Origin of the sequence: Nonomuraea thailandensis (genome assembly GCF_024172165.1) — a bacterium.
Lineage (GTDB): Bacteria > Actinomycetota > Actinomycetes > Streptosporangiales > Streptosporangiaceae > Nonomuraea > Nonomuraea thailandensis.
In genome coordinates this window covers 9,773,671-9,799,690 of record NZ_JAMZEB010000002.1, presented here as the reverse complement: position 1 = coordinate 9,799,690, position 26,020 = coordinate 9,773,671, and the positions used below count along the sequence as shown (strand labels likewise).

Here is a 26,020-nt window from a genome sequence, read left to right as displayed (position 1 = left end):
AGTCATATTCGAGTCCGCCTCAAGGCGCCGTCCGGATACTTCGGGGTGGTGGCAGAGGGAGGAGCGACATCCGTGATGGTCCAGATTCTCACCGCCGCGGTGCTGGTCACCAGCGGTATCGCCGCAGGCGTGCTGTTCACCCACGCCGTCGGCGTGTGGCCGGCGATGCAGGCCATGACCCCCGAGCGCTATGTCGCGGCGCACAAGCTGCTGGGCCGCGCCTACGACCCGATGATGCCGATCATCGTCGGCTCCTCGGCGGTCCTCGACGTCATTCTGGCCATTCTTTCCGAGCCTGGCCAGGCGCGCACCCTGTTCATTGTCTCGGCCGTCTGCCTGGTCGGCGTCGGCGCGGTCTCGCAGACCCGGAACGTGCCGATAAACCGGCGCGTCAAATCGCTCGATCCGCAGGCCATTCCGCCCGACTGGGAGGATCCGCGGGGCCTGTGGGGGAAATGGAACCTCGTGCGGACGTCGTTCGCCGTGCTCGCGCTCGTCGGAAACGCCGCGGCCGCCGTGTCCGCGTTCTGAAATTTTTTCGAAACACCTCTGGCGAAGGGATTCACCATGACCGCGCCCGGTGCCGCGCGGGGAGCCGGCCTCGCCCCTCCCCGCGATCTCGCCCAGCGCAAGGCCGACGTGCTCGGCAAGCTCGCGAGCGAAAGGTACGCCTGGCTCGCGACGAGCGGGGAGTCCGGCGCCCACCTCGTCCCCCTCGGGTGCGTCTGGGACGGCGCCCGGCTGGTGATGGCCACCCAGGAACGGCATGTCACGATCCGCAACCTGCGCAAGGACGGGCACTGCCGCGTCGCGCTCGGCGACCCCACGGACGTCGTCCTCATCGACGGCGCCGTGGACATCGTGGCGCACCAGGACCTGCCGGCCGACGCCCCGCCCGTCCTCGCGGACCTGCCCGTGAACCCCGGCCGGGTGCCGGGCTGCGTCTACCTCTTCCTCACGCCCCGGCGCGTCCTCACCTGGCGGCACCGTGGCGAGATCCCCGACCGGACGGTGATGTCGGACGGCCGCTGGCTCGCCTGAACTCCGTTGACCGTTTCCACGACCTCTTGAGGAGCCCAGATGCCAGAGGCGGCGACAGCCCCGATCGGCAGCATCCCGCATGCGGCCCTGACGGACCCCTATCCCTACTACGAGAGCCTGCGGGCGGCCGGGCGGGTGCACCGCCTCAACACCCCCATCGGGCTGGAGGCGTGGTTCGTCCCGCACTACGAGGACGCCCGCCCGCTGCTCACCGACCCGCGCTTCAGCAAGGCCGCGCACCACTCCGACGTCGTGCGCGAGGACGGGCAGAAGGCGGAGAGCTCGTTCGCCGACAACATGGTCAGCACCGACCCGCCCGAGCACACCCGCCTGCGCAAGCTGGTGCAGAAGGCGTTCACCCGCCGGCGGATCGAGCTGCTGCGGCCGAGGGTGGAGCGGTTCACCGACGACCTGCTCGACCGGATGGAGCGGGCCGGCGAGGCCGAGCTGATGGAGGACTTCTCCTACCCGCTGCCGATGATGGTGATCGGCGAGCTCCTGGGGATCCCGGTGGAGGACCTCGCGGACCTGCGCCACAAGAGCGTCTTCTGGTTCCTGGAGGAGGACTACGCGGGCAACCCGGTGGACCACTTCCGGGCGCGGCAGGCCGCCATCGGCGAGTACGTGCGGGGGCTGATCGAGCACCGGCGCAGCCACCCCAACGACGACCTCATCCAGGGCCTGATCGAGGCCCGCGACGGCGAGAACCGGCTCTCGGAGAAGGAGCTCGTCGCGACGGTGATGCTGCTCATCTTCGCCGGCTTCCTCACCACCGTGAACCTGATCACCAACGGCGTTCACGCGCTGGTGCGCAACCCCGGCCAGCAGGCCAAGCTGGTCGCGCAGCCCGACCTCATCGGCAGCGCCGTCGAGGAGTTCCTCCGCTACGACAGCTCGCTCTCCCTGATCGAGGGGCACGCGAAGCAGGACATCGAGATCGGCGGCACCGTGATCCCCGCCGACTCCCTGATCATCGTCCCCGTGCACTCGGTCAACCGTGACCCGCAGGCGTTCCCCGACCCGCACCGGCTGGACATCACCCGCAACCCCAACCCGCACCTGGCCTTCAGCCACGGCGTGCACCACTGCCTGGGCGCGCCGCTGGCCCGGCTCGAAGCGCAGGTGGCCATCACCGCGCTGCTGCGGCGGTTCCCGGACATGGCCCTGGCCTGCGACCCCGCCGAGGTGCGCTGGCACCGCGACTTCTTCCAGCGCTCCCTGCACGCGCTCCCGCTGCGGCTCAAGCCCTGACCGCCGCTGTCGACCTTCTGAGAAAGGAAGCCCGATGTCTCTTCCCGAGACCGCAACACCCCTTGTCAGGACGGCAACGGGATTCTTCCAGGCGCAGGCCCTGTTCGCCGGGATCGAGCTGGGCCTGTTCGCCCGCATCTGCACCGCTCCCGCCACCGCCGAGGAGATCCAGCGCGAGTTCGGCCTGCATCCCAAGCTGACGCGGGACTACCTGGACTCGCTGGTCGCCATGGAGCTGCTCGGCCGGGACGGCTCCGCCTACAAGGCCTCCCCCCTCACCGCGACCTACCTCGACCCGCGCAAGCCCGAGTACATGGGCGGCTTCCTCGCCCACAACCAGCGCCGCCTGTATCCCGCCTGGGGCAACCTGCCCGGCTTCCTGCGCTCCGGCGAGAGCCTGGTCAAGCAGCTCTCCGAGGGCGACTTCACCGACGGCCTGTACGCCGACCCCAAGCGGACGCGCCACTTCGCCGACGCGATGGACGGCTACGCGGTGCTGCTCGGCCGCCCCCTCGCGCAGAAGTACCCGTGGGAGACCGTCAAGTCCTTCACCGACCTCGGCGGCTGCCGCGGCCTGCTCACGATGCGGCTCGCCGCGGCCCACAGCCACCTGCGCGGGGTGACCTTCGACCTGCCCCCGCTGGAGCCGCTGTTCGACGAGCTCATCGAGAAGGAGGCCGGCGACAGCGACCTGCGCGACCGGGTGTCCTACCACGCGGGCAGCTTCTTCACCGACGACCTGCCCGACACGCAGGTGTACATCTTCGGCCACGTGCTGCACGACTGGGTGGACGAGCGCCGCCGCGCGCTGGTGAACAGGGCCTTCGAGCAGCTGCCCCCCGGCGGCACCCTGCTCATCTACGACAGCATGATCGACGACGAGCGCCGCGACGCCGCTTTCGGCCTGCTGATGAGCCTCAACATGGCCATGATCAGCGGGTCCTCGGAGTACACGGTGTCCGAGGGCGTCGGGTGGATGAAGGAGGCCGGGTTCGAGGTCGAGCGGCCGGTCCCGCTGAACGAGCTCAGCACGCTGCTCGTCGGCAACAAGCCGGTCTGACGGCCGAGAGGGCTGGAGGCCGCCGAGCACCGGGCCGGGGGTCGTGTCGTCAGGCGGCGCCGGCGCCGAAGGCTCGCTCCTTCAGCGCCGGGATCCGCTGGGCGGTGCGCAGGAAGGCGCGGAAGCCGCGCCGCGCCAGCGGGCTCCTGGTGACGAACCGCCGGGCCGTCCGCAGCGAGTCGCGTACGGCGGCGAAGCCGTACTCGCTCATCTGCCGCTCGTAGGCGCCGATCGCCGCGACGACGTCCGTGCCGCCGGCGGCGGCGGCGCTCAGCTCCTGGCAGAGGAGCCGGGCGTCGCGCAGCGCGGTGTTGGCGCCCAGGCCCAGGTGCGGGGCCATGGTGTGGATGGCGTCGCCGAGCAGCGTGATGTTCGTGGCCGGCCACGGCTGCGCCGGCACGGCGCTGCGGATGGGCAGCAGGGACACCGTGCCGGGATCGGTCATGGTGATCATCCGCAGCAGGTCCGGATGCCAGTCACCGATCATCCGGAGGACGAGCTCACGGACCTGCGCCCCCGGCAGCGAGGCGGCGTCCGCGGGGAACTGCCGGGTCTCGGCGCCGAAGGCCCACAACACGTAGCTGCTGGTGTTGTCGTGCATCGCGCCGTCGCGCTCAGTGGCTCCGATGCCGCCGGGCAGCACGACCGGGTCGCCGCCGAAGTCGTGCGGCGCGCAGAACATGGAGTAGCCCCTGGCCGGGACGATGTTGGTCAGCCCCTCGTAGAGCTGGGCCGGGATCTGCCGCTTCGTCTCGTCGCTGAGCGGGAACTTGCCGGCCACGCGGGTGATGCCGGTGTCGATGCGCTCCGCCCCGGGCAGGTACTGCTGCCGCACCCTCGACCCGCTGCCGTCGGCCGCCACCAGGACGTCGGCCGTGGCGGTGGAGCCGTCCGCGAAGTGCAGCGCGATCCGGCCGTCGGCCGTGCGTTCGTACCGCTCGAACGTCCTGCCGAAGCGCACCACCTCGTCCAGGCCGGTGAGCAGGATCTGGCGCAGGGTGATCCGGCTGACCGAGTGGTGGTCGCGCCAGTTGGCGTCCCGCTGGTCGGCCTCCAGTTTGATCAGCGGCTTGAGCTGCTCGGTCATGAAGACGAAGTCGAGCCCGCCCCTGCCGGTGGTGGCCAGGAAGGCCTGCCACAGCTCGGGGCTCAGGCATTCGCGCAGTGCCTGGGCGCCGAGCGGGTTGATGTGCAGGCGGTAGCCCTGCAGGCGGTTGGTCGCGGTGCGGTCCCGCTCGTGGACGGTGACGCGGACGCCGGCTCTGTGCAGGCCCTGCGCCAGGCAGAGCCCGCCCACTCCGGCGCCGATGATCGCTACCTCCAAGGTCATGCTTCCCCCGTTCCGAGTTATCACCCATTCAGGTGACTGTCTCCATCATCGGTATGGAAAGAACGTAACCCGGAACGCCGCCCGCGGCAACGACACGCCCGGAGTGGTCAGGCGTCCCAGGCGACCGGGAGGCTCTTGACGCCGTAGATGTCGGCGAGCTCCGGACGCAGCGCGACCTCTTCCGCCGGTACGGCCAGGCGCAGCGCGGGGAAGCGGCCGAGCAGGGCAGGGAGGGCCACGCGCAGCTCGACGCGGGCGAGCTGCTGGCCCAGGCACTGGTGGATGCCGTGGCTGAAGGCCAGGTGGCCGCCCTCCTGCCGGTGGATGTCGAGGGTGTGGGGGTCGGTGAAGCGCTCGGGGTCGCGGTTGGCGGTGTTGAGGGCCAGGATGACCGTGGTCCCGGCGGCGATGGTGTGGCCGTCGAGCTCGACGTCCTCCAGCGCGACCCGGAAGAACTGCTTGGCGACGGTCAGGTAGCGCAGCAGCTCCTCCACGGCCTGGTCGGTGAGTGAGGGGTCGGCGCGCAGGGCGGCGAGCTGATCGGGGTTCTGCAGCAGGGCGAAGGTGCCCAGGGCGAGCATGTTGGCGGTGGTGTCGAACCCGGCCGAGAGCAGGATCAGGGCCATGCCCTGCAGCTCCTCGTCGGTCAGGTCGCTGTCGAGCAGGTCGCTGAGCACGTCGTCGGTGGGGTGGGCGCGCTTGGCGGCGACCAGCCCGGCGAGGTACTGCTGGGTCGCGACGTAGGCGGCGCCCACCTCCTCGTCGCCGGCCTCGCCGCCGAGGAAGGTGTCGATGTTCTCCTGGAAGAAGCCTCGGTCCTCGTACGGCACGCCCAGCAGCTCGCAGATCACGACGGCGGGGATGGGCTTGGCGAACGCGGTCACCAGGTCGGCCGTCGTGCCGGCCTTCTCCATGGCGTCCAGGTGCTCGGCTGTGATCTGCTCGACCCGCTCGGTGAGCAGCCGCATCCGCCGGACGGTGAACTTGCCGACCAGCGGCTTGCGGTAGCGGCCGTGCTGCGGCTCGTCCATCAGCAGGAACTCGCCGGGCGGCGCCGGGGGCACCTCGATGTCGCCGTAGTCGATGATCGGGTGGTGCTTCATGAACTCCCGGCGGGAGCTGAAGCGCGGGTCGGCCAGGATGGCGCGGGTCAGGTCGTAGCCGGTGACCAGCCAGCCCTGGTGCCCGTCGGGGAAGGGGAAGCGGCTGATCGGGCCGTGCTCACGCGCCTCGATCAGCTCCTTCGGCGGGTCGAAGGGGCAGCCGGGCTGACGGCTGGTGGGCATCGAGGGGAGTGTGTGCGTCATGAGGGCTCCTCAGGAGATCTTGCGGCGGTAGGTGTTCATGGCGAAGGCGTAGGCGACGACGAGGATGCCGACGCACCAGCCCAGGGCGACCCAGATGTCGTTGCCGACCGGCTGCTCGGCGAACAGGGCGCGGATGGCGTTGACGATGGAGGTCACCGGCTGGTTGTCGGCGAAGACGCGCAGCGGGGTGGGCATGGTGTCCGTGGGCACGAAGGCGGAGCTGAGGAAGGGCAGGAAGATGAGCGGGTAGGAGAACGCGCTCGCCCCCTCCATGGTCTTGGCCGACAGGCCGGGGATGACGGCGATCCAGGTCAGCGCCAGGGTGAACAGGACCAGGATGCCCGCCACCGACAGCCACGCCAGCACTCCGGCCCCCGAGCGGAAGCCCATGAGCAGCGCCACGAGCATCACGACCACGAGCGAGACCAGGTTGGCGACCAGCGAGGTCAGCACGTGCGCCCACAACACCGACGAGCGTGCGGTCGGCATCGACTGGAAGCGCTCGAAGATGCCGCCCTGCATGTCCATGAACAGCCGGTAGGCGGTGTAGGCGATGCCGGAGGCGACCGTGATGAGCAGGATGCCGGGCAGCATGTAGTTCACGTACGACGTGCCCGACCCGGTGCTGATCGCGCCGCCGAACACGTAGACGAACATCAGCATCATGGCGATCGGCATGATCGCGGTCGTGATGATGGTGTCGGGGCTGCGCGTGATGTGGCGCAGGGACCGCCCCAGCAGGACGGTGGTGTCACCGAAGAAATGCTTGCTCATTGTCGTGTCCTCTCAGGATTTCGTGCCGACGAGGGAGAGGAAGACGTCCTCAAGGGTGGGCTGCTTCTCGACGTACTCGACCTTCGCGGGCGGGAGCAGCTGCTTGAGCTCGTCCAGGGTGCCGTTGACGAGGATCCGGCCCTCGTGCAGGATCGCGATCCGGTCGGCGAGCTGTTCGGCCTCGTCCAGGTACTGGGTGGTGAGCAGCACCGTGGTGCCGCCCGCGGCCAGCTCCCTGACGGCCTGCCAGACCTCGATGCGGGCCTGGGGGTCGAGCCCGGTGGTGGGCTCGTCGAGGAAGATGACCGGCGGGTCGCCGATCAGGCTCATCGCGATGTCGAGCCGGCGCCGCATGCCACCGGAGTAGGTGGCCACCTTCCGCCCGCCCGCCTCCGTCAGCGAGAACCGGGCGAGCAGCTCGTCGGCGACCTCGCCGGGGTTCCTCAGGTGGCGCAGGCGGGCGACCAGCACCAGGTTCTCCCGCCCGCTGAGGATCTCGTCCACGGCGGCGAACTGCCCGGTGAGGCTGATCGACTCGCGCACGTCCGCCGCCTGCTTGGCCACGTCGAAGCCGTTCACGCGGGCGGTGCCGGCGTCGGGCTTGAGCAGCGTGGACAGGATCTTCACGGCGGTGGTCTTGCCGGCTCCGTTGGAGCCGAGCAGGGCGAAGATGCTGCCCCGCGCCACCTCGAAGGTCACGCCGCGCAGCACGTGCAGGTCCTTGTACGACTTCTCCAGGCCGTGCACCTGGATTGCCGGGGCTTGCTGGGTCGTCATCCCTGTGTCCTGTCTCGTGGTGGGGTGGCCTCGCCGGCGGCGCGGGCGATGGCGCTGGTGAAGCGGTTGCGCTCGCGGGCCCGGTACTGGCCGAGGGGGTAGTTGGCCATGAACGTCTCGACGAACTCGATGGGGTCGTCGCCGAAGAGACCGCGGATCGGGATGCCGTCGGCCACGCTCTGCTCGACCAGGTCGGCCAGGTCCTCGTACATCGTCATCGCGCCCGCGCCGTCGGCCGGCCCGAAGTGCATCAGGTAGCGCTCCAGAGCCTCGACGGCGATGCGGTAGTTCTCGGGCAGTTGCTTGACCCGCGCCCTGTACCGCCGCCAGCGCTTCTTCTCCTCCAGGGAGCCGGTGACGATCTCCAGGTAGTGCAGGTAGCGGCTCTTGTTCTCGTCGGCCACGTCTACTTGCCTCCTCTGCGAAGCTGTTCGAGTCGTTCGGCCAGGAAGCTCCAGGTCTTCCAGAACTCCTCCAGGTACTCCCGGCCCTGGGCGTTGAGGGAGTACACCTTGCGCGGCGGCCCCTTCTCCGACGGCACCTTCTGCACGTCGACCAGGCCACGCTGCTCGATCCTGACCAGCAGGGCGTAGATGGTGCCCTCGGCGATGTCGGAGAAGCCCTGGTCGCGCAGCCAGGCGGTGATCTCGTAGCCGTAGGCGGGCCGACCGGCCAGGATCGCCAGGACGATGCCCTCCAGCGTTCCCTTGAGCATCTCCGTCACGAGCTTGCCCATGGGACACCTCCCTTCAGCTACTCGGTGTTGCTGACTACCGGTACAAAGTAACACCGACTACTGGTACCTAGCAACACCGAATACTGAGGACTCTGCGGGGGGCGGACCGCGCTGACCGTTCATGCCGGCCACCATCGCCCGGCACGCTGACACGGGACCGTCGTCACGCTGACACGACCCCGCCGGGACCTCCGCCGCGCGGGCGCGAACGCGTCCACCCCCTACCGCAGGCCGGCCGCCACCTCGATGTGCCGCACCACGCGGAGCAGCTCCGGCGTCGGCAGCCGTCGCTCAAGCCCCTTCAACCGGGCGCCGAGAAGGCCGCGCTCCGCCTCCGCGAACACGCCACCGGCATCCAGGCACGCCTGTACACATCCGCCCAGCTCCTCCAGAACCGGACCGCCGGAAAGAGGCGGGCGATGCCGCGACCAGAACCACAACGCGTGCCGCGCGGCCTCCTGCGGAGCGCCGTACCAGTACCACCGGCACTGCCGGTTCGGGTTGGCATCTTCCGCCCGCGGAGATCTCCGGCCCTGCCTCTTGGCCTCCCGGCGCCGTGCCGCATAGGTTTCCAGCTCGACACGGAGAGCGGCACGGCTGGCCTCGATGAGATTCAGGGCGCCGAGCAGCGCCGCCTCATCGGACCGAAATCTCCCGGCCTTCGACTGGAGATAACTCAGCGTCGCGTTGAAGCCGAGCGGCCGATACAACTGCACGCAGGAGCGCAACGCCGAAACCCGCCATGGGTACGGCAGCCGGGAGTCGCGCACCTTACGGGCATGGTTGCCGAAGCCCACCGGAGAATGCTAGTCGGTATACCTGCGGCATACCGCCCCTTGGCAGCGTCCCCCGGGCCGACAAGCCGAATGCCGATCGGCAAGACCTGCAACCGCAGCTCCTACCAGCACTGGTCCTGAGCCTTCCGGCGGCGGTTCGCCGATGCCCGGGCTTGAAGTTCTCGACGGCGCTGCTCGCGGCGGGTGGTCGACGTTCCTGAAGCTGTCCACCGCAAGCAGATCCGCCCAGTGCTTCGAGCTGATGCGGCATCGACCGCAGCCCTCAGGCGTCCTTCTCGAGCCAGGCGACGATGCTGCGTACGAACCCCTCGACATTCGTCAGAGGCCGCCCGTCGTTGCCGGCCGTGATCCGCGCGTCGTCGAGGCGGTGGCCGGGGAGGAGAGCGTCGGCGATCTCCAGCAGCTGCTCGGCGGCGGGTTCGGGAGGCTGGGTGATCACGGTCATCTCTTCACGAACCTTCGGGGACGTCACCGCTGAGGCGATCCAGGCGGGAGTAGCCGATCCTCCTCGCGGCCGTTGAACCCGGCGTCGGGCGGCTTGCGTACAACCCGGTTGAGCAACATGTCCCGACAGCCCGCGAGCAGGCAGAGACCTGGGTGATGTCATGACTACCCCAGCAGGCTGGGAGACCCTCGGACTCGCCGGTGACCCCACTCCGGGAAATCCGGACGAGGTGCGCGCGCTGGCAGGCCGCCTGCTGGAGCAGGCGAAGCTGGCCGAGGACAACACCGCCAAGCTCAACAACGTCTCGAGCAACAGCTCGGCGCTGCGGATGCGGGGTGACTACGCGGGCCCGTACGCCGAGGCGCTGGCCGGCCTGCCGACGGAGCTGGCCAAGCTGGGCCGGGCGTACCGCGGCGCGGGCGCCGCGCTGAACACGTATGCCGACAGCTTGCGGCAGGCGAAGTCCCAGGCGGGGACCGCGCTGGCCCAGGGCCGGAGCGCCGACCAGCAGTACCAGGGCGCGTTGCGGGAGGTGCGCGCCCACCTGCCGGCCACGAGCACGACGAGCACGCTGGCCGAGACCGAAGCGGCGGTCACCGCGGCCGGCCCCGCCGTGCAGGCCGGCGTGCGGCCCGCCCTGCAGCGGGCTCGCGACGCCGACGCCGACCGTTCCCGCGCCCGCCGCATCGCCGACGACGCGGCCCGGCTGCGCGGCGACGCGGAGAGGCGGGCGACGGAGGAGATCCAGCAGGCGCTGGAGGGCAGCGGGATCCAGAACAAGTCCTGGCTGGAGAAGGCCTGGGAGACGGTCTCCACCCCGTTCCGGTCGTGGGACGACTTCGTGAACCTGGCCCGTAACGTGGCCATGGTCGCGGGTCTCGCCGTGCTGATCATCGGGACGGGCGGGGTGGCGGGGGCGATCCTGCTCGGGGCGGCGGTCGTGGCCGGAGCCGTGGTCTTCGCCGACAGCCTGAACAAGTACCGCCAGGGCAAGGCAAGCCTGGGACAGGTCGTCCTGGACGGCATCGGCATGTTGCCCGGCGGCAGGAGCGCCGGTCTGCTCGCCCAGGGCGCCAAGGCCTTCGCCGGCTTGAGCGCGGCGGCGGCGGGGGTGCGCGCCGGCGGTGGCCGGCTCCTCGGCTCGGGCGGGCTGCGGGCTGCGGGCGGCGCCATCGCCGGGGCGGGGGTCCGGGCCGGTCAGAAGGCCGCGGATCTGCGTTCCGCGTTCCGGAACGGCGGCGCGCGGGCGGCGACCGCGGCGAGCGCGGCCTGGCAGAAGACCCGGCAGTTCTTCAGCAAGGACCCGGTGCACTTCCCGTCCGGCACCGTGCTGCTGCCGCAGAGCGACCTGGAGCTGCCCGGGGTGCTGCCGCTACGGCTGGAACGCTCCCACCTGTCGACCTATCGATGCGGCCGCTGGTTCGGCCCGTCCTGGGCCTCGACCTTCGACCAGCGCCTCGAGATCGACGACGACGGGGTGTGCCTGGCCACCGCCACCGGCGCGCTGCTCGCCTTCCCGCATCCGTACGACGAGCACCCCGTACGACCAGCGGACGGCCCCCTCCTGACCCTGCGGCGCACGGAGGACGCCTACACCGTCACCGAGCCGGACACGGGCCACCTGCTGCACTTCTCGCCTCTCCCGCCTGGCCCCGGCCAGGCCGGTGAGGAACCGACGGTCCTGCCGCTCACCGCGATCAGCGACCGCAACGGCAACCGCGTCGACCTGCGCTACACCGACGGGATCCTCAGCGCGGTGGAACACACCGGCGGCTACCACCTCGACATCGAGACGTCCGAGGGCCTGATCGTCGCCATCCGGCTGCGGGAGGCCGGGCAGACGCTGCTGTCGTACGGCTACGACCAGGAGGGCCGGCTGACCGAGGTGATCAACTCCTCGGGCCTTCCGCTGCGCTTCACCTACGACGAGCAGGGCCGGTTGACGCGCTGGGAGGACCGGATCGGCACCTGGTACGCCTACACCTACGACGACCAGGGCCGGTGCACAAGTGGCACCGGCATCGACGGCATCTTCGACACCGAGCTCAGCTACGGCGACGGCGTCACCACCGCGCGCGACTCACTCGGCCACGTCACGGCCTACCACTACAACGAGTTGTTCCAGGTGATCCGGGAGACCGGCCCGCTCGGTGAGCAGACCGGCTACCGCTGGGACCGCCACGACCGGCTGCTGGCCCGGACCGACCCCCTCGGCCACACCACCGGCTACGCCTACGACGAGGCGGGTGCCCTGGCCTCGATCACCCGCCCGGACGGCAGGAGCCGCGTCTTCGCCCGCGACGAGCTGGGCCACCCCACGGCCGTCACCGACTTCGACGGCACCCGGTGGCCGCTGACCTGCGACGACCGGGGCAACCTGCTCACGGACAGCACCACCGGCTACACCTACGACGAACGCGGCCGGCTCACGTCGATCTCCGACGCCCTCGGCCACGTCCGTGCCATCGCCTGCAACGCCGCCGGCCTGCCCACCACGATCACCGACCCGCTCGGCGCCACCACCCGCTACGACCGTGACGCGTTCGGCCGCGTCACCGCGGTGACGGACCCGCTGGGCAACCTCACCCGCCTGACCTGGACGGTGGAGGGCCGGCTGGCCGGCCGCGTCCTGCCCGGCGGCGCCGAGGAGCGTTGGGCGTACGACGCCGAGAACAACCTCATCGAACACCTCGACGCGCTCGGCCGGCGCACCCGGGTCGAGGTCGGCCCCTTCGACCTGCCGGCCGCCCAGGTCACCCCGGACGGCATGCGGATCGAGTTCGCCTACGACACCGAGCTGAGGCTGACCCGCGTCACCAACCCGTCCGGATCGACCTGGGACTACACCTACGACCCCGCGGGCAATCCCCTCCGGGAGAGCGACTTCGACGACCGGGTGCTCGCCTACAGGCACGACAGGGCCGGCCGCCTCGTCGAGCGGATCAACGGCGAGGGAGAGGTCACGAGCTTCGTTCACGATCCGCTCGGCCGCGTGATCGAGCGGCGGTCCGGCGAGCTGACCGCCGCCTTCGGCTACGACCTGCTCGGCAGGCTGGTCCACGCGGCCAACGCCGACGCCGAGGTGCGCTTCGGCCGCGACGCGTACGGCCGGATCGTCTCCGAGACCTGCAACGGCCGCACGCTCGCCACCACCTACGACGCCACCGGCCGGCGCGCCGGCCGGCGCACCCCCTCCGGCACGGAGAGCACCTGGGAATACGACGCCGGCGGACGGCTCCGCACCCTGCGCACCGGCGGACGCACCATCGGCTTCACCCACGACCTGGCAGGCCGCGAGACCGGCCGCAGCCTGGGGCCGGACACCGTACTCAGCCACGAATGGGACACCGACTCCCGCCTGCGGGCCCAGACCCTGCACACCGGAACCTCGGCCCCGCACGGCCGCGGCGCCCGGATCGTCCAGCGGCGCACCTACAGCTACCGTCCGGACGCTCAGCTCGCCGAGATCGACGACCTGCTCGCCGGACGCCGCCGCTTCGAACTCGACCCCGCCGGTCGCGTCACGGACCTGTCCGGCCCGAACTGGACCGAGCAGTACGCCTACGACCCGGCCGGCCGGCTGGTCCACGCCACCGGCCCGGGCCTCACGGACACCCGAGGCGAACGCTCCTACACCGGGACCACCGTCCGCCGCGCCGGGCGCGTGCACCTCGACCACGACCGGCAGGGCCGGGTCGTGCTGCGCAGGCGGAAGAGGCTGTCGGGGAAGGACCAGATCTGGCGCTACACGTGGGACGCCGACGACCGCCTGACCACCGTCGTCACGCCGGCGGGCGAGCGGTGGCGCTACCGTTACGACGCGCTGGGCCGCCGCATCGCCAAGGAGCGGGCCGACGGCTCCTCCCGGGTCGAGTTCGTCTGGGACGGTCCCGTTCTCGTGGAGCAGATCCACGACGGGCGGACCACCGTATGGGAGTGGGAGCCGGGCACCTTCCGCCCCGTGACCCAGCTCGAACTCTCGGGCGAGCAGGCAGAACTCTCCGGCGAGCAGGTCGATGAGCGCTTCTACGCGATCGTCACCGACCTGATCGGCAGCCCCGCCGAGCTCGTCGACCCGGCCGGCCGGGTGGCCTGGCGGAGCCGGAACAGCCTCTGGGGCGCCTCCACCGGGCCGATCTCGGCGGGAGCCGACTGCCCCCTACGCTTCCCCGGCCAGTACGCCGACGAGGAGAGCGGGCTCCACTACAACCTCTTCCGCCACTACGACCCGCAAACCGGCGCCTACCTCAGCACCGACCCCCTCGGCCTCGGCGGAGGGCTGGTCCCGCACGGGTACGTGCTCAATCCGGCCCGCTGGGCCGACCCCCTGGGGCTGAGCCCGTACGACCCGGTGCCGAACCGCTACCCCGAACGCCTGGCGGGCGAGAAACAGGCCGCCGCCGAGGCCGGCGTGGCTCCCATCACGGCCGGCACACCCGAGTTCGGCCAGGCGGTCAAGGACGGCGGGTTCTTCCTCTACTCTGTCGAGGCGGACGACACCCTGCGCATCATGACCATGGCCGGGGACATCAAGCATCCGGTCATGACCGACGGCCGCCCGGTGCTGGCCGCCGGTCAAGTCAGGTTCCAATACGGCTCGGTCACGTACATCGACAACAAAACCGGGCACTACACACCGGAGAGGAGTTTCTCCGAGGACTTCTTGCAAGCGGGCGTCCGGGCGTTCGAGAATGCCGGCATCTTCGTCCGCCGGAAGGCTCCTCGCGACATCGGAGAATTCTCGTGAACGACGACTACCGCACTCTCCGCCCGCTGGACGACGCCGCCCGGCGGGCCTGGCTGCGCGAGCGCTTCCCGCAGGGCATGAGCGGCCACTGGTGGAACACCATGGTCGAGCTGGCCGAGCAGCACTCGGCAAGGCCACCGATCACGTCCGAGCCCGAGCGGCTGCAGCAACTGCGTTTCGCCTGCTCACTCCTGGACCTGGGGGTCGAACAAGGCCTGCACCCCGTCTTCGCCGTGCAGTGGGCCGCCCGGCTCGCGCAACGGGAGCTACGGTACGGGACGAACGCCGCCACCCTGCCGGAAACACTGACCCCGGACGGCGTGGCGCACCTGGCCCTCTCCCTCCTGGCAGTCCCGTACGCGGAGGCCGAGGCCCTGACAGAGCGGGGCAAAGCCCTCCTCGCCACCCTGGCGGAGGACGCCTCCCCGGGTGAACGGGGCATGCTCCTGGATTCCCAGCCCGATGAGGACCTGGACAAGGCCGCCCGCATCGACCACATGATCTCTCCGCTGGAACCGCTGGCCGCTCACATCCGGGACGCCGGACTGTCGGCCGAGGTACGGCGGTGGCTCGACGTACTGCGCTACCTGAACTGAGACGCTTATCGAGATGGTGTCCCGCCCGGCCTGCTGGCCGCTCACAGCAGCGCGATGCGGTGCCCCGCCCACCGCCTCGCTCATGGTGCGCCGCATCACGCCGTTCGCGCGGAACACGGCGCTTGTTGCCTCCCAGTCGCAGGAGCGCCTGCCGGTTGACGCGCATTCGGAAACGGGTTCGTGGTGATGGAGAGCTCAGTTGCCTCGCCGTCGGCGCCTCGGTGCGGCCGCAGGGCCGGACACCAGCCACGTCGCCAGTTCCTCCATGAGCTGACCAGCGAGGCGTTCGAACGCCGGGGTCTCCCGCCTGGGGTTGATCTGCAGGGCCATCCGGCGCTGCAGCCGGCGTTCGTCTCGATCATGAGTGACCAGGGCGTACCCATCGAGACCATCGCCGATCTCGTCGGGCACGCCGGCACCAGCGTCACGGAGGCGGTCTACCGGCACCAGCTCAAGCCAGTGATCACCAAGGGCGCCCACACCATGAACACAATCTTCGGCGACAAGCCGACGGGTTGAGTCCGAGTGAGGTGGCTCCCCGATTGGCTCCCATCGACTTCCAGAAACGGAAAAGGGCCCGACCCGCTGAGCGGATCAAGCCCTCTACCTGGTCTAACTCTGTCGGGGTGGCGGGATTTGAACCCACGACCTCTTCGTCCCGAACGAAGCGCGCTGCCAAGCTGCGCTACACCCCGGTGCACACACCCGTCGTGTGCGTGCTTGAAAAGTCTAGCGGACTTCCAAGGTGCTTGTGACCGCCTTTATCTCCGAGGCACCAGCGTCAGCAGAGTCGCCTCCGGGAAGCAGGCGAAGCGGACCGGTGCGTACGGGGAGGTGCCGAGCCCGGCGGAGACGTGCAGCCAGGCCGAGTCGTGGCGGCTGAGCCCCTTGACGCGGGCGCGGTCGATGCCGCAGTTGGTGACCAGGGCGCCGTAGAAGGGAATGCAGAGCTGGCCGCCGTGGGTGTGGCCGGCCAGCAGGAGCTGGTAGCCGTCGGCGGCGAAGCGGGTCATGTTGCGCGGCTCGGGGGAGTGCATGACGCCCAGGCGGAGGTCGGCGTCGGCCGGGGCGGGGCCGGCCACCAGGTCGTAGCGGTCGCGGGAGATGTGGGAGTCGTGGATGCCCGCCACGGCCACGTCGAGGTCGCCGACCTTGATGCGGGCCGTGGTGTTGTTCATGTCGAGCCAGCCCTCGGCCGCCATGCCGGCCCCCAGCTCCTCCCACGGCAGGGAGGGCACGTGCTGGCGGTGGTCGTTCTTGGAGGTGCGCCACAGGTAGCGGGCCGGGTTCTTCGGCACGGGGGCGTACAGGTCGTTGGAGCCGTAGACGAACAGGCCCGGGCGCGACAGCAGGGGCTCCAGGGCGTGCAGGAGCGAGGGGACGGCCTCGGGGTGGGCGATCGAGTCGCCGGTGTTGACGACGAGGTCGGGCTCCAGGGCGCCGAGCGAGCGGACCCAGTTGATCAGCATCGTCCGGCCCGGCGTCAGGTGCAGGTCCGACAGGTGGAGGACGCGCACGGGACGCTGGCCGCGCTCCAGCACGGGCACGTCGAAGCGGCGCAGGCGGAACCAGTTGCGCTCCACCACGGAGGCGTAACCCAGCCCGGCAAGGCCGAGACCGAGCATGGACAGGGGTACTGCGACGGCTTTCCTCACCTCTTCATGATGCCCGAGATCCGGCGCGACATCGGCCGGACCGCATCGAGACGGGGCCGAGACAAGGTGGAGACAGGGCCGATGCGGGGACGGAAGAGGGGCGGGGGAGGGGCGGGACGGCGACGGGACGGTCCTCGCAGGCGGCAAGATGGACCGCATGAGCGCATTGAAGGACAAGCTGAAGGCCGATCTGACGGCCTCGCTGAAGAGCAAGGACGAGGTACGTCTCAGGACGGTCCGCATGGCACTGGCCGCGATCAACGTCGAGGAGGTCGCGGGCAAGGAGGCCAGGCAGCTGTCCGACGACGAGGTCGTCAAGGTCCTCACCAAGGAGGCCAAGAAGCGGCGCGAGGCGGCCGAGGCGTTCGCCAACGCGGGCCGCAAGGAGCAGTCCGAGGCGGAGCTGGCCGAGCAGGCGGTGCTGGAGGAGTACCTGCCCGCGCAGCTCTCCGACGAGGAGCTGGCCGAGCTGGTGGAGGCCGCCGTCGCCGAGACCGGCGCCGCCGGGCCGCAGGCCATGGGGCAGGTCATGAAGGCGGTCAACCCGAAGGTCGCCGGGCGGGCCGAGGGCGGCCGGGTGGCCGCCGCCGTCAAGGCCCGGCTGGCCAAGTAGGCCTTCGCGCGCTTCTCTGCGCCCTGAGCCTCCGCATGGTGCTTCTCCCGCGCCCCTGAAACCCCTCAGGAGCCCTCAGAAGCCGTCAGGAGCCCCGGAGACGAGGCCTCCTCCCACGGATGTGGGCGGAGGCCTCAGCGCCCCGGGGAGCGCCTCTCAGCCGCCCGGCGTGATGATCGGCCCGGCGTCGCCGCCGCCACCGCGGCCGCCGCGACCGCCGCCCGGCCCGTCGCCGCCGCCCGGCCCGTCACCGCCGCGCCCGTCCGGCGGCCCGTCGTCGTTGCCCGGGCCGAAGATGTCGAACGGGTCGTCGGGCCCTTCCTCGTCCTTCTTGTCCTTCTTCGGCTTGGGCGCGCAGTTGTCGGTGCAGCCGCCGAACCGCGAGGTGTCGACCGGGTGGAAGTCGACCGGCTCGACCCCCTTGAGCGCCTGGATCATGGAGTCCTTCCAGATCCGCCCCGAGATCGACGCGCCGTACACGTACGGGTAGTAGCGCCCGCCGATCGTGATCCCGATCAGCTTGTGCGCCGAGGTGCCGCGCGGGTCGCCCAGGCTGACGGCGGAGGACATGTTCGGCGTGTAGCCGGCGAACCAGGCCGACATGTAGTTGTCGGTCGTGCCCGTCTTGCCGGCCGCGTCGCGCCCGATCCCGCCGACCTCGGTCATCGTGCCCTTGGTGAACACCCCGGACAGGATGCCGCTGACCGCGTCGGCGACCTCCTCCTCCAGCACCTGGGAGCACTTCGGCTTGTACTGCTTGGCCTTGCCGAAGCGGTCCTTGATCTCGGTGATGGCCAGCGGCTTGCAGTACTGGCCGCGCGAGGCGAAGACGGCGTAGGAGCTGGCGATCGTGACGGGGTCGACCTCGTTGACCCCGAGCGTGAACGTCTCGACCTCCGACAGCTTCTGCCCGTCGGCCCGCTTGACGCCGAGCTTCTTGGCCATCTTGACGGTGTCGCAGAGCCCGACCTTCTCCTGCAGCTTGATGAAGAACGTGTTCACCGAGCCCCAGGTGCCGGTCTCCAGGGTCTTGAAGCCGCCGCCGCCCTCGCTGGAGTTGCGGACCGTGTGGCTGGGGTCGCCGACGTTCTGGTTCTTGCAGTTCTTGAACGCGCTGTAGCCGTTGGCCTGGTAGCCCGCGGGGGAGGGGAAGCCGTCGTCGTACTTCAGGCCCTCCTCCAGCGCGGCGGCCAGCGTGTAGACCTTGGCCGTCGAGCCCTGCTGGAACCCGCGACCGCCGCCGTGCGCGGCGTCGGCCACGATGTTGTAGCTCATCTCGTTCTTCTTCTTGCTGCCGCCGAACTTGCGCGAGCTGGCCATCGCCTTGATCTCGCCGGTGCCGGGCACCACCATGGCCTGCGAGGCCACGGGCTTGTCCTTGGTGCTGACGTACTTCTTGATCGCCTTCTCGGCGGCCTCCTGCATCTTCGGGTCGAGCGTGGTCTTGATCCGCAGGCCGCCGCGCTGGAGCAGCTTCCTGCGCTCGTCCTGGTTCTTCCCGAAGTCCTCGTTGTTGAGGATCTCGTACTGGACGTAGAGGCAGAAGTACGGATATTTGCTGGCCTCGCAGCCGCCGGGCACCTTGACGTCCTTGTAGCCCAGCTTCTTCTCCTTGGCGGCCGCGGCCTCCTCGGCGGAGATCTTCTTCAGCTCGGCCATCCGGTCGAGCACGGTGTTGCGCCGCTCCAGCAGCCGCTGGCGGGACTCGGGGCCCACGTTGGGGTCGGTCCTGGCCGGGTTCTGGACGGCGCCGGCGAGCGTGGCGGCCTCGACGAGGTTGAGCTCGGAGGCAGGCTTGTCGAAGAAGCGCTTGGCCGCCGCCTGGATGCCGTGGGCGCCCGCGCCGAAGTAGGCGATGTTGAGATATTTCTCGAGAATCTGGTTCTTCGAGTACTTCTTCTCGATCGCCATGGCGTTGCGCAGCTCCGACAGCTTGCGCGAGACCGTGGGGGCGATGGCCGCCGCCTGCTCCTCGGGTGTCTCCGCCTTGTTGACCAGCACCTGCTTGACGTACTGCTGGGTGATCGACGAGCCGCCCTGCATGACGCCGCCGCTGCTCACATTCTTCAGCAGCGCTCTGACCGTTCCCTCCACATCGATCGGCCCGTGCTGGTAGAAACGGAAGTCCTCGATCGCGATCAGCGCTGTCTGCATGATCGGGGCGACCTTGTCGAGGGTCACGGACTGCCGGTTCTCGAAGTAGAACTGGGCGATCTTCTTACCGTCGGCGTCAAAGATCTCGGTGCGTTCGGAAAGAGGAGGTTCGTCGAGCTCTTCGGGCTTGAGGTTGAGTGCGTCCACCGCGCTCCTGGTGGACATGCCCGCCCCGCCGACGGCGGGCAAGGCAACGGCAGCCGCGAGCACCCCCGCAGCCGCGCCCGCGATGATGAGCCGCAGGACGTTGAGCACGGGGTTGGAGCGATCTTTGCGCTGCGCTTGCACGCTACCAAGAGTACGCGGAAACACTGACCGAATCGGTAGCACGACACCATTTCGCCTTGACTGACGGGGGTGACTAGTCATTCCCGGTCAAGACGGCCGCGAGAAATTGGTCCTCTGGGGTCTGTCGGCCCGAACGTGTAGTTGCGTACGTTCTCCTCTGCGGCAACTGAATACGGAGGCTCGGCGCCCGCGCCCGTCGGCCCCAAATGACGACTGACCACCTAAGGGGAGTGGGGTCGAACAATGTGGATCACGGATTGGACCTCCCGTGCCGCCTGTAAGGGTGCGGATCCGGATGCCCTGTTCGTGCAGGGCGCCGCGCAGAACAGGGCCAAGCTCATCTGCCGTGGCTGCCCGGTCCGTACTGAATGCCTCGCCGATGCGCTGGACAACCGCATCGAGTTCGGGGTGTGGGGCGGTATGACTGAACGGGAACGACGTGCGCTGCTTCGACGGCGGCCCGATGTGGACTCGTGGCGAGAGCTGCTCGAGTCGGCCAAGGAAGAGTACGAACGAACCAACGAGCTGATCGCGGGCTGACCCCAGCCCGGCGACCGCGTACGGCCGGCGCCGCCGCCGGCCGTACTTCTATGCGGTGGCCAGCAGGTTTCCGATCTCCCGCAACCCGGTGAGATCGTGAACGTCCTCGGACATGGCGCGGACCTGAACCACGGGCACCGTGGGGTGGGCCGAGACGAAATGCTCCTGCTCGCGGCTTTCGCGAGCGGCGAGCTGCATTCGCCCGGCGTGCAGCCGCAGCACGGCCGCGGTGAGCTCGTGCTCGCCCCTCGACTCCAAGTCCTCCGCGGCGGCGGCGCTGCGGGCGGCGGAGAGCCCCGACGCGGGCACCTCGTGCACCCGGTTGACGACGAGGCCGGCCAGGGGCATACGCTCCTCGGCCAGGCGTTCGACGAAGTAGGACGCCTCGCGCATCGCGTCGCGCTCCGGCGCGGCGACCACCAGGAAGGCCGTGCCTGGCGCCTGCAGCAGCCGGTACGTCATCTCGGCCCGCTGCCTGAACCCGCCGAACACCGCGTCGAGCGCCGACACGAAGGTCTGCAGATCCTTGATCACCTGGGCGCCGAGCAGCTTGGTCATCGCCCCTGCCATCAGCCCGAACCCGGCGTTGAGCAGCCGGAACGCGCTGCGCCCTCCCGCCTTGGCGGGCGCCGTCAGGAGCTTGATGAACCGGCCGTCGAGGAAGCGCCCGAGCCGCTCGGGCGCGTCGAGGAAGTCGAGCGCCGAGCGTGAGGGCGGCGTGTCGACGATGATCAGATCCCACTCGTCGGAGCGGCGGAGCTGGCCCAGCTTCTCCATGGCCATGTACTCCTGCGTGCCCGAGAAGCTGGACGACAGGGACTGGTAGAAGGGGTTCGACAGGATCTGGCGGGCCCGCACGGGATCGGCGTGCGCCTCGATGATCTCGTCGAACGTGCGCTTCATGTCGAGCATCATCGCGTAGAGCTGGCCGCCGCCCTCGGGCGAGCTGACCAGGCGCGGCGTGTTGTCCAGCTCGGTCAGGCCCATCGACTGGGCCAGCCGCCTGGCCGGGTCGACGGTCAGCACGACCGCGCACCTGCCGCGCTCGGCGGCACGCAGGCCGAGCGCCGCCGCGGTCGTCGTCTTGCCCACGCCGCCGGCGCCGCAGCAGACGACGATCCTGGTGCCCTTGTCATCGAGGATGGCGTCGATGTCGAGCCTGGCGGGCTTCTTCACGCTGCTCCCTGGGTGCGCATGCTCTCTGCCAGCTCGTACAGGCCGGCCAGGTCCACGCCGTCGGCCAGCAGCGGCAGCTCGTACCTCGTCAGCCCTGCCCCGGCCAGCGTCTCCCGCTCGGCGCGCTCCAGCTCGGTGCGGCGGGCGTGCTCCACGATCTCCTCGGCGAGCGCCCCGGCCAGCGCCGAGGCCTGCGAGCCGTCGGTCACGCCGGCCGCCTTGAGGCCCAGCGCCAGCTCCTCGGAGTCGAAGCGGCCCTTGACAGCCGTGTCAAGAGCGGCCTGTGGCAGCAGGGACTGGCGCACCATGTTGATGAAGATCCCGCCGGGCGGCAGGCCCGCCGCGCGCAGCTCCGAGATCCCGTCGAGGGTCTCCTGTACCGGCATCTCCTCCAGCAGCGTGACGAAGTGCACAGCCGTCTCGGGGGACTTCACGACGCCGCTGACCAGGTCGGAGTGGTTCTTGATGGGGCCGACCCTGGCCAGGCCCGCCACCTCCTTGGTGACGTTCAGGAAGCGCGTGATGCGGCCGGTGGGCGGGGCGTCGAGCACGACGGCGTCGTAGATGCGGCGGCCGTTCTTGCCACGCCTGCGCACGGCCTCGGTGGTCTTGCCGGTGACGAGCACGTCGCGGAAGCCGGGGGCCACGGTGGTGGCGAAGTCGACGATGCCCATCTTGGTCAGCGCCCGGCCCGCCCTGCGCATCCCGTAGAACATCTCCATGTACTCGAGCATGGCCTCCTCGGGGTCGATGGCCAGCGCGTACACGTCACCGCCGTCCGGCGCGACCGCGATCCTTCGCTCCTCGTACGGCAGCGGCGGCAGGTCGAAGATCTGCGCGATGCCCTGCCGGCCCTCCACCTCCACCAGCAGCACCTTGCGGCCGCCCGAGGCCAGGGCGAGAGCGAGAGCGGCGGCGACGGTCGTCTTGCCGGTGCCGCCCTTGCCGGTGACGACGTGCAGTCGTACGTCGGCCCAAGCCGTGTCCGGAGAGTCCACGCCACCACGCTACCGAACGGTCACTTGTCGTCTGCCTGCGACCAACCTTTGAGATTGCTCACACTACGCTGATCCCCATGAAGAAATGGGAGTACCTCACGGCACCCGTGCTGATCCACAACACGAAGATGATCCTCGACAACTTCGGCGCCGACGGCTGGGAGCTGGTCCAGATCGTCCAGGGCGCCACGCCCGAGCAGCTGGTCGCCTACTTCAAGCGGGAGAAGCAGTGACGACGCCCGAGCAGCGAGTCGAGGAGCTGGGGTTCACCCTGCCGTCGCCCGCCACGCCGGCGGGCTCCTACGTGCCCACCGCCCGCACCGGCGACCTGATCTACACCTCGGGTCAGGTGCCGATGATCGAGGGCAAGCTGCACCAGACCGGCAAGCTCGGCGTCGACCTGGGCGTCGACGAGGGCAAGGCGCAGGCCCGCATCTGCGTGCTCAACGCGCTGGCCGCCCTGAAGGCCGAGCTGGGCGAGCTGTCCCGGGTGCGGCGGATCGTCAAGGTCGTGGTCTTCGTGGCCAGCGCGCCCGACTTCATCGAGCAGCCGCAGGTGGCCAACGGCGCCAGTGACCTGCTCGCCGAGGTGTTCGGGGAGCAGGGCAGGCACGCGCGCAGCGCCGTGGGCGTGGCCGCCCTGCCGCTGGACGCGCCCGTCGAGGTGGAGCTGATCGCCGAAGTCGGCTGAAGCGGGCATATGTCACCATGACCGAGTGATGTTCTAGGAGGAGGTCATGTGACCGGATTGCCACTTCCTGCCGAGCTCGCCGACCGGGCGCGGGACGTCCTGGCCGGCCGGGTCCAGCCGGTGCCGGCGCGGGACGCCGCCACGGTGGTGCTCCTGCGCCCGGGGCCCGAGGTCTATCTGCTGCGGCGCAAGGCGACGATGGCCTTCGCCGCGGGCGCGTACGTCTTCCCCGGAGGCTCCGTGGACGTGCGCGACACCGACCAGGCCGTCGCCTGGGCCGGGCCGTCCCCGGCGGAGTGGGGCGAGGTCTTCAAGGCCGACGAACGGCTGGCGCGCGGGCTGGTGTGCGCGGCCGTGCGCGAGACGTTCGAGGAGTCCGGGGTGCTCCTGGCGGGCCCCGGGCCCGACTCGGTGGTGGCCGACACGACAGGCGACGACTGGGAGGCCGACAGGCTGGCGCTCATCGACCGCAGCCTCGGCTTCGCCGACTTCCTCGCCAGGCGCGGCCTGGTGCTCCGCGCCGACCTGCTCAAGGCCTGGGCCCACTGGATCACGCCGGAGATCGAGCGCAGGCGCTTCGACACCCGGTTCTTCGTCGCCGTGCTGCCCGAGGGGCAGCGCACGCGCGACGTGGGCGGGGAGGCCGACCGGGTGGTGTGGCGGCGCCCCGGCGAGGCGCTGAACGGCGAGTTCTTCCTGATGCCGCCCACCCATCACACGCTGACCGAGCTCACCGCGTACGACAGCGTGGCGGGCGTCCTGGCCGCGCCCAGGGAGATCGAGACGATCATGCCCAGGGCCGTGGAGATCGAGGGTGAGATGCGGCTGGTGACGCGATGAGCGGCCTGCACATCCCGCTCGACACGCCCGACGGTTCCCGTACGGAACACGCCGAGAACCTGCTCGCCCCCAACCCCTCCGCGATGACCCTCGACGGCACCAACACGTGGGTGATCGGAACCGGCGAGGAGGTGGTCGTCGTCGATCCGGGCCCGGACGACCAGGCGCACCTCGGCCGTGTGCGCGACCACCTCGGCGAGCGCCGCGTCACCGGGATCCTGCTCACCCACGGCCACTTCGACCACAGCGGCGGCGCGCGCGCGTTCGCCCGCATGGTGGACGCGCCCGTGCGCGCCCTGGACCCGCGGCACCGCCTGGGCGAGGAGGGCCTCGGCGACGGCGACGTGGTGACCGTGGGCGGCCTGGAGATCCACGTGTACGGCACGCCGGGCCACTCGTTCGACTCGCTGTGCTTCTGGCTGCCCGCCGACCGGGCGATGCTGACCGGCGACACCGTGCTCGGCAGGGGCACCACGATCATCGCCCGCGACGGCGGCCTGGCCGACTACCTGCGCAGCCTCGACCGGCTCAGGGCGGCGGCCGAGGGCCTGGAGGCGCGGGCCCTGCTGCCCGGTCACGGGCCGGTGCTGCCCGACCCCATCGGCGCGCTCGACGGGTACATCGCGCACCGGAGACAGCGGCTCGACCAGATCAGGGCGGCGCGCGCACAGGGCGCCCGCACGCCACGCCAGATCGTCAAGATCGTGTACGCCGACGTCGACCGCTCGCTCTGGCCGGCCGCCGAGATGTCGGTGGCGGCCCAGCTCGACTACCTCGACCGGTTGTAGAGCCGGTCCATGTCGAGGATGACCACGGCCTTGGCCTCGATCCGCAGCCAGCCACGCTGCGCGAAGTCGGCCAGCGCCTTGTTGACCGTCTCACGGGAGGCGCCGACGAGCTGCGCCAGCTCCTCCTGGGTCAGGTCGTGGTGCACCCGCAGACCGTCGTCGGTCTTGGTGCCGAACCGCTCGGCCAGGTCGAGCAGCTGCTTGGCCACCCGCCCGGGCACGTCGGTGAAGACCAGGTCGGCCAGCACGTCGTTGGTCCGGCGCAGCCGCTGCGCCAGCGCGCGCAGCAGGTGCAGCGCGACCTCGGGCCGGCCGGTCAGCCAGGGCCGCAGGTCGTCGTGCCCGAGCCCGGCCAGCCGTACCTCGGTCAGCGCCGTCGCCGTGGCCGTGCGCGGTCGCGGGTCGAACAGCGACAGCTCGCCGAACATCTCGCTCGGCCCCAGCACGCTCAGCAGGTTCTCCCGCCCGTCCGGGGAGGTGCGGGAAAGCTTGATCTTGCCTTCCAGCACCACGTAGAGCCGGTCGCCCGTCTCGTTCTCGTGGAAGAGCGTCTGCCCCTTCGACAGCTGGACCTCGGTGATGCTCGTGCGCAGCGCAGCGGCGCTCTCGCGGTCCAGCGCGGCGAACAGGGGGGCCTTGCCCAGCACATCTTCGGTGTTCACTCTGCCTCCTCTGCTGCCATTGTGACTCACCCCACTCCGGGCAGCACACACAGGTTATGGGAATGCCGGAGTGTTCTGGGCTTGCCCGGGTGCGTGAAAGCCCGGGGGAAAGGTACCGGACCGCCGTTTCCGTACTGTGACCGGACTACCCGGAACCTTTCTCCATCGCCGCGATGGCGGCGTCAACCGGCTCGGCGCAGCGTGGCGACGAGATCGGGCACCTCGCTCACGGCGTCAGCCGGCCTGGCGGGCCAGGAGGTCGTCCACCGAGGCGACCGCCGCCGCCATGGAGCGGCTGAGCAGGACGCGGAGGACGTCCACGGACTTCGGGCGGGCCGCCGGATCGGGCAGGCGGCACTGCTGGACCGCGATGCGCAACGCCGGCGTGAGCACGCGCAGGTCGCCGTCCTCGGCGCCGGTCGCCGCGAACACGACCAGGTCGGCCCAGGCCCGTACGTCCTCCGCCTCCGGCAGGTCACCGGGGGCGGAGGAGGTCTGCCAGCCGATGAGCACCTGCCCGTGCGCGCCGAGCGCCACGCTCTCCTTGCCGGGCCGGATGCCGGAGGTGCCGCGCGCGTGCAGCTTGGCCATGGCCGCCACGCAGCTCACGGCCAGCCGGTGCAGCGCCTGGCCGCGCAGCGGCCCCGCCTGCCTGACGAACTCCGCCAGCGTCGAACCCTGATCACCCATGTCACGACCCCCTTCCGAGGCGCCAGGTTGTACGCGGTCGGGCCCGTCCTGGGTTCAACAGTTC

The 26,020-nt window shown here is 70.3% G+C and carries 27 protein-coding genes and 1 tRNA gene; 13 read left to right on the top strand and 15 right to left on the bottom strand.

Annotated features, from left to right (window positions below; all coding sequences use genetic code 11):
* The first annotated feature begins 75 nt into the window (after window positions 1-75).
* Genes HD597_RS49145 through HD597_RS49130 form a run of 4 tightly spaced genes read left to right on the top strand, consistent with a single transcriptional unit; the run spans window position 76 to window position 3,352 of the window.
* Window positions 76-531, top strand: coding sequence for an anthrone oxygenase family protein (locus tag HD597_RS49145; protein ID WP_253754009.1), 456 nt, complete (start codon window positions 76-78; stop codon window positions 529-531).
* A gap of 36 nt (window positions 532-567) precedes the next feature.
* The gene (locus HD597_RS49140) at window positions 568-1,041 is read left to right on the top strand and encodes a pyridoxamine 5'-phosphate oxidase family protein (RefSeq protein WP_253754007.1); all 474 of its coding nucleotides are present in this window, start codon (window positions 568-570) and stop codon (window positions 1,039-1,041) included.
* A 39-nt stretch (window positions 1,042-1,080) separates the two neighbouring features.
* The gene (locus HD597_RS49135) at window positions 1,081-2,292 is read left to right on the top strand and encodes a cytochrome P450 family protein (RefSeq protein WP_253753996.1); all 1,212 of its coding nucleotides are present in this window, start codon (window positions 1,081-1,083) and stop codon (window positions 2,290-2,292) included.
* 34 nt (window positions 2,293-2,326) lie between these two features.
* The gene (locus tag HD597_RS49130) at window positions 2,327-3,352 is read left to right on the top strand and encodes a methyltransferase (protein WP_253753993.1); all 1,026 of its coding nucleotides are present in this window, start codon (window positions 2,327-2,329) and stop codon (window positions 3,350-3,352) included.
* 49 nt (window positions 3,353-3,401) lie between these two features.
* On the opposite strand, the gene HD597_RS49125 is transcribed toward HD597_RS49130, so the two are convergent.
* From HD597_RS49125 to HD597_RS49090, 8 genes are all read right to left on the bottom strand, one after another.
* Window positions 3,402-4,682, bottom strand: coding sequence for an FAD-dependent oxidoreductase (locus HD597_RS49125; RefSeq protein ID WP_253753991.1), 1,281 nt, complete (start codon window positions 4,680-4,682; stop codon window positions 3,402-3,404).
* Window positions 4,683-4,789: 107 nt separating this feature from the next.
* On the bottom strand, window positions 4,790-5,989 hold the full coding sequence (locus HD597_RS49120) for a cytochrome P450 (RefSeq protein WP_253753989.1): 1,200 nt from the start codon (window positions 5,987-5,989) through the stop codon (window positions 4,790-4,792).
* Between the two features lie 9 nt (window positions 5,990-5,998).
* Window positions 5,999-6,763, bottom strand: a complete 765-nt coding sequence (locus HD597_RS49115) for an ABC transporter permease (RefSeq protein ID WP_253753980.1) — start codon at window positions 6,761-6,763, stop codon at window positions 5,999-6,001.
* Window positions 6,764-6,775: 12 nt separating this feature from the next.
* On the bottom strand, window positions 6,776-7,540 hold the full coding sequence (locus HD597_RS49110) for an ABC transporter ATP-binding protein (RefSeq protein WP_253753978.1): 765 nt from the start codon (window positions 7,538-7,540) through the stop codon (window positions 6,776-6,778).
* A complete protein-coding gene (locus HD597_RS49105) occupies window positions 7,537-7,944 on the bottom strand; it encodes a DUF1048 domain-containing protein (RefSeq protein ID WP_253753975.1) in 408 nt (135 codons plus the stop codon). The genes HD597_RS49110 and HD597_RS49105 overlap by 4 nt, the downstream gene beginning before the upstream one ends.
* A gap of 2 nt (window positions 7,945-7,946) precedes the next feature.
* The gene (locus HD597_RS49100; protein ID WP_253753973.1) at window positions 7,947-8,276 is read right to left on the bottom strand and encodes a PadR family transcriptional regulator; all 330 of its coding nucleotides are present in this window, start codon (window positions 8,274-8,276) and stop codon (window positions 7,947-7,949) included.
* A gap of 221 nt (window positions 8,277-8,497) precedes the next feature.
* Complete coding sequence (locus HD597_RS49095) at window positions 8,498-9,073, bottom strand: hypothetical protein (RefSeq protein WP_253753970.1); 576 nt, start codon at window positions 9,071-9,073, stop codon at window positions 8,498-8,500.
* A 262-nt stretch (window positions 9,074-9,335) separates the two neighbouring features.
* Entirely contained in the window at window positions 9,336-9,518 is a 183-nt protein-coding gene (locus HD597_RS49090; RefSeq protein ID WP_253753968.1) for a hypothetical protein, read from the bottom strand.
* 160 nt (window positions 9,519-9,678) lie between these two features.
* Here HD597_RS49090 and HD597_RS49085 point away from each other — a divergent pair, with 160 nt between their 5' ends.
* From HD597_RS49085 to HD597_RS49075, 3 genes are all read left to right on the top strand, one after another.
* Window positions 9,679-14,265 carry an RHS repeat-associated core domain-containing protein gene (locus tag HD597_RS49085; RefSeq protein WP_253753966.1) on the top strand — a complete coding sequence of 1,529 codons (4,587 nt, stop codon included), beginning with the start codon at window positions 9,679-9,681 and terminating at the stop codon, window positions 14,263-14,265.
* Window positions 14,262-14,861: a hypothetical protein gene (locus HD597_RS49080; protein ID WP_253753964.1), complete on the top strand. Its 600-nt coding sequence runs from the start codon at window positions 14,262-14,264 to the stop codon at window positions 14,859-14,861. The genes HD597_RS49085 and HD597_RS49080 overlap by 4 nt, the downstream gene beginning before the upstream one ends.
* A 180-nt stretch (window positions 14,862-15,041) precedes the next feature.
* Window positions 15,042-15,380 (top strand): site-specific integrase, encoded by a 339-nt coding sequence (locus HD597_RS49075; protein ID WP_253753962.1) that lies wholly within the window; start codon window positions 15,042-15,044, stop codon window positions 15,378-15,380.
* A gap of 102 nt (window positions 15,381-15,482) precedes the next feature.
* Here HD597_RS49075 and HD597_RS49070 read toward each other — a convergent pair.
* Both HD597_RS49070 and HD597_RS49065 read right to left on the bottom strand, forming a co-directional pair.
* Window positions 15,483-15,556, bottom strand: a tRNA-Pro gene (locus HD597_RS49070).
* Between the two features lie 66 nt (window positions 15,557-15,622).
* Window positions 15,623-16,486, bottom strand: coding sequence for a metallophosphoesterase (locus HD597_RS49065; protein WP_253759809.1), 864 nt, complete (start codon window positions 16,484-16,486; stop codon window positions 15,623-15,625).
* 187 nt (window positions 16,487-16,673) lie between these two features.
* Between HD597_RS49065 and HD597_RS49060 the strand changes: the two genes are divergently transcribed.
* Window positions 16,674-17,129, top strand: a complete 456-nt coding sequence (locus HD597_RS49060) for a GatB/YqeY domain-containing protein (protein WP_253753960.1) — start codon at window positions 16,674-16,676, stop codon at window positions 17,127-17,129.
* A gap of 156 nt (window positions 17,130-17,285) precedes the next feature.
* Here the strand turns inward: HD597_RS49060 and HD597_RS49055 are convergent, their stop codons facing one another.
* A complete protein-coding gene (locus HD597_RS49055; RefSeq protein WP_253753958.1) occupies window positions 17,286-19,571 on the bottom strand; it encodes a transglycosylase domain-containing protein in 2,286 nt (761 codons plus the stop codon).
* A 243-nt stretch (window positions 19,572-19,814) separates the two neighbouring features.
* On the opposite strand from HD597_RS49055, the gene HD597_RS49050 reads away from it, so the two are divergent.
* A complete protein-coding gene (locus HD597_RS49050; protein ID WP_020542548.1) occupies window positions 19,815-20,111 on the top strand; it encodes a WhiB family transcriptional regulator in 297 nt (98 codons plus the stop codon).
* A 48-nt stretch (window positions 20,112-20,159) separates the two neighbouring features.
* On the opposite strand, the gene bagB is transcribed toward HD597_RS49050, so the two are convergent.
* Both bagB and bagA read right to left on the bottom strand, forming a co-directional pair.
* On the bottom strand, window positions 20,160-21,287 hold the full coding sequence (gene bagB / locus HD597_RS49045; RefSeq protein ID WP_253753956.1) for an ATPase BagB: 1,128 nt from the start codon (window positions 21,285-21,287) through the stop codon (window positions 20,160-20,162).
* Window positions 21,284-22,285 (bottom strand): ATPase BagA, encoded by a 1,002-nt coding sequence (bagA, locus tag HD597_RS49040; protein ID WP_253753954.1) that lies wholly within the window; start codon window positions 22,283-22,285, stop codon window positions 21,284-21,286. Before bagA ends, bagB begins: the two co-directional genes overlap by 4 nt.
* A 77-nt stretch (window positions 22,286-22,362) precedes the next feature.
* Here bagA and sp36 point away from each other — a divergent pair, with 77 nt between their 5' ends.
* Genes sp36 through HD597_RS49020 form a run of 4 tightly spaced genes read left to right on the top strand, consistent with a single transcriptional unit; the run spans window position 22,363 to window position 24,604 of the window.
* Window positions 22,363-22,518 (top strand): Sp36 family protein, encoded by a 156-nt coding sequence (gene sp36 / locus HD597_RS49035; protein ID WP_148438127.1) that lies wholly within the window; start codon window positions 22,363-22,365, stop codon window positions 22,516-22,518.
* A complete protein-coding gene (locus HD597_RS49030) occupies window positions 22,515-22,976 on the top strand; it encodes a RidA family protein (protein ID WP_253753952.1) in 462 nt (153 codons plus the stop codon). The genes sp36 and HD597_RS49030 overlap by 4 nt, the downstream gene beginning before the upstream one ends.
* A gap of 57 nt (window positions 22,977-23,033) precedes the next feature.
* Window positions 23,034-23,816 (top strand): NUDIX hydrolase, encoded by a 783-nt coding sequence (locus tag HD597_RS49025; RefSeq protein ID WP_253759807.1) that lies wholly within the window; start codon window positions 23,034-23,036, stop codon window positions 23,814-23,816.
* A complete protein-coding gene (locus tag HD597_RS49020) occupies window positions 23,813-24,604 on the top strand; it encodes an MBL fold metallo-hydrolase (RefSeq protein WP_253753950.1) in 792 nt (263 codons plus the stop codon). The genes HD597_RS49025 and HD597_RS49020 overlap by 4 nt, the downstream gene beginning before the upstream one ends.
* Here the strand turns inward: HD597_RS49020 and HD597_RS49015 are convergent.
* Together HD597_RS49015 and HD597_RS49010 are read right to left on the bottom strand one after the other, a co-directional pair.
* Window positions 24,586-25,266, bottom strand: a complete 681-nt coding sequence (locus tag HD597_RS49015) for a Crp/Fnr family transcriptional regulator (RefSeq protein WP_043629901.1) — start codon at window positions 25,264-25,266, stop codon at window positions 24,586-24,588. The two genes, HD597_RS49020 and HD597_RS49015, sit on opposite strands and share 19 nt — an antisense overlap.
* Before the next feature lie 234 nt (window positions 25,267-25,500).
* Entirely contained in the window at window positions 25,501-25,956 is a 456-nt protein-coding gene (locus HD597_RS49010) for a hypothetical protein (RefSeq protein WP_253753948.1), read from the bottom strand.
* Window positions 25,957-26,020 lie beyond the last annotated feature (64 nt).

Excerpts from the sequence above, each read along its gene's own strand:
- sp36 (WP_148438127.1), top strand. The coding sequence starts at position 22,363 with ATGAAGAAATGGGAGTACCTCACGGCACCCGTGCTGATCCACAACACG.
- HD597_RS49090 (WP_253753968.1), bottom strand. The coding sequence starts at position 9,518 with ATGACCGTGATCACCCAGCCTCCCGAACCCGCCGCCGAGCAGCTGCTG.
- HD597_RS49130 (WP_253753993.1), top strand. The coding sequence starts at position 2,327 with ATGTCTCTTCCCGAGACCGCAACACCCCTTGTCAGGACGGCAACGGGA.
- HD597_RS49145 (WP_253754009.1), top strand. The coding sequence starts at position 76 with ATGGTCCAGATTCTCACCGCCGCGGTGCTGGTCACCAGCGGTATCGCC.
- HD597_RS49140 (WP_253754007.1), top strand. The coding sequence starts at position 568 with ATGACCGCGCCCGGTGCCGCGCGGGGAGCCGGCCTCGCCCCTCCCCGC.
- HD597_RS49115 (WP_253753980.1), bottom strand. The coding sequence starts at position 6,763 with ATGAGCAAGCATTTCTTCGGTGACACCACCGTCCTGCTGGGGCGGTCC.
- HD597_RS49020 (WP_253753950.1), top strand. The coding sequence starts at position 23,813 with ATGAGCGGCCTGCACATCCCGCTCGACACGCCCGACGGTTCCCGTACG.
- HD597_RS49125 (WP_253753991.1), bottom strand. The coding sequence starts at position 4,682 with ATGACCTTGGAGGTAGCGATCATCGGCGCCGGAGTGGGCGGGCTCTGC.
- HD597_RS49050 (WP_020542548.1), top strand. The coding sequence starts at position 19,815 with ATGTGGATCACGGATTGGACCTCCCGTGCCGCCTGTAAGGGTGCGGAT.
- HD597_RS49120 (WP_253753989.1), bottom strand. The coding sequence starts at position 5,989 with ATGACGCACACACTCCCCTCGATGCCCACCAGCCGTCAGCCCGGCTGC.
- HD597_RS49135 (WP_253753996.1), top strand. The coding sequence starts at position 1,081 with ATGCCAGAGGCGGCGACAGCCCCGATCGGCAGCATCCCGCATGCGGCC.
- HD597_RS49085 (WP_253753966.1), top strand. The coding sequence starts at position 9,679 with ATGACTACCCCAGCAGGCTGGGAGACCCTCGGACTCGCCGGTGACCCC.
- HD597_RS49100 (WP_253753973.1), bottom strand. The coding sequence starts at position 8,276 with ATGGGCAAGCTCGTGACGGAGATGCTCAAGGGAACGCTGGAGGGCATC.
- HD597_RS49065 (WP_253759809.1), bottom strand. The coding sequence starts at position 16,486 with ATGCTCGGTCTCGGCCTTGCCGGGCTGGGTTACGCCTCCGTGGTGGAG.
- HD597_RS49110 (WP_253753978.1), bottom strand. The coding sequence starts at position 7,540 with ATGACGACCCAGCAAGCCCCGGCAATCCAGGTGCACGGCCTGGAGAAG.
- HD597_RS49060 (WP_253753960.1), top strand. The coding sequence starts at position 16,674 with ATGAGCGCATTGAAGGACAAGCTGAAGGCCGATCTGACGGCCTCGCTG.
- HD597_RS49010 (WP_253753948.1), bottom strand. The coding sequence starts at position 25,956 with ATGGGTGATCAGGGTTCGACGCTGGCGGAGTTCGTCAGGCAGGCGGGG.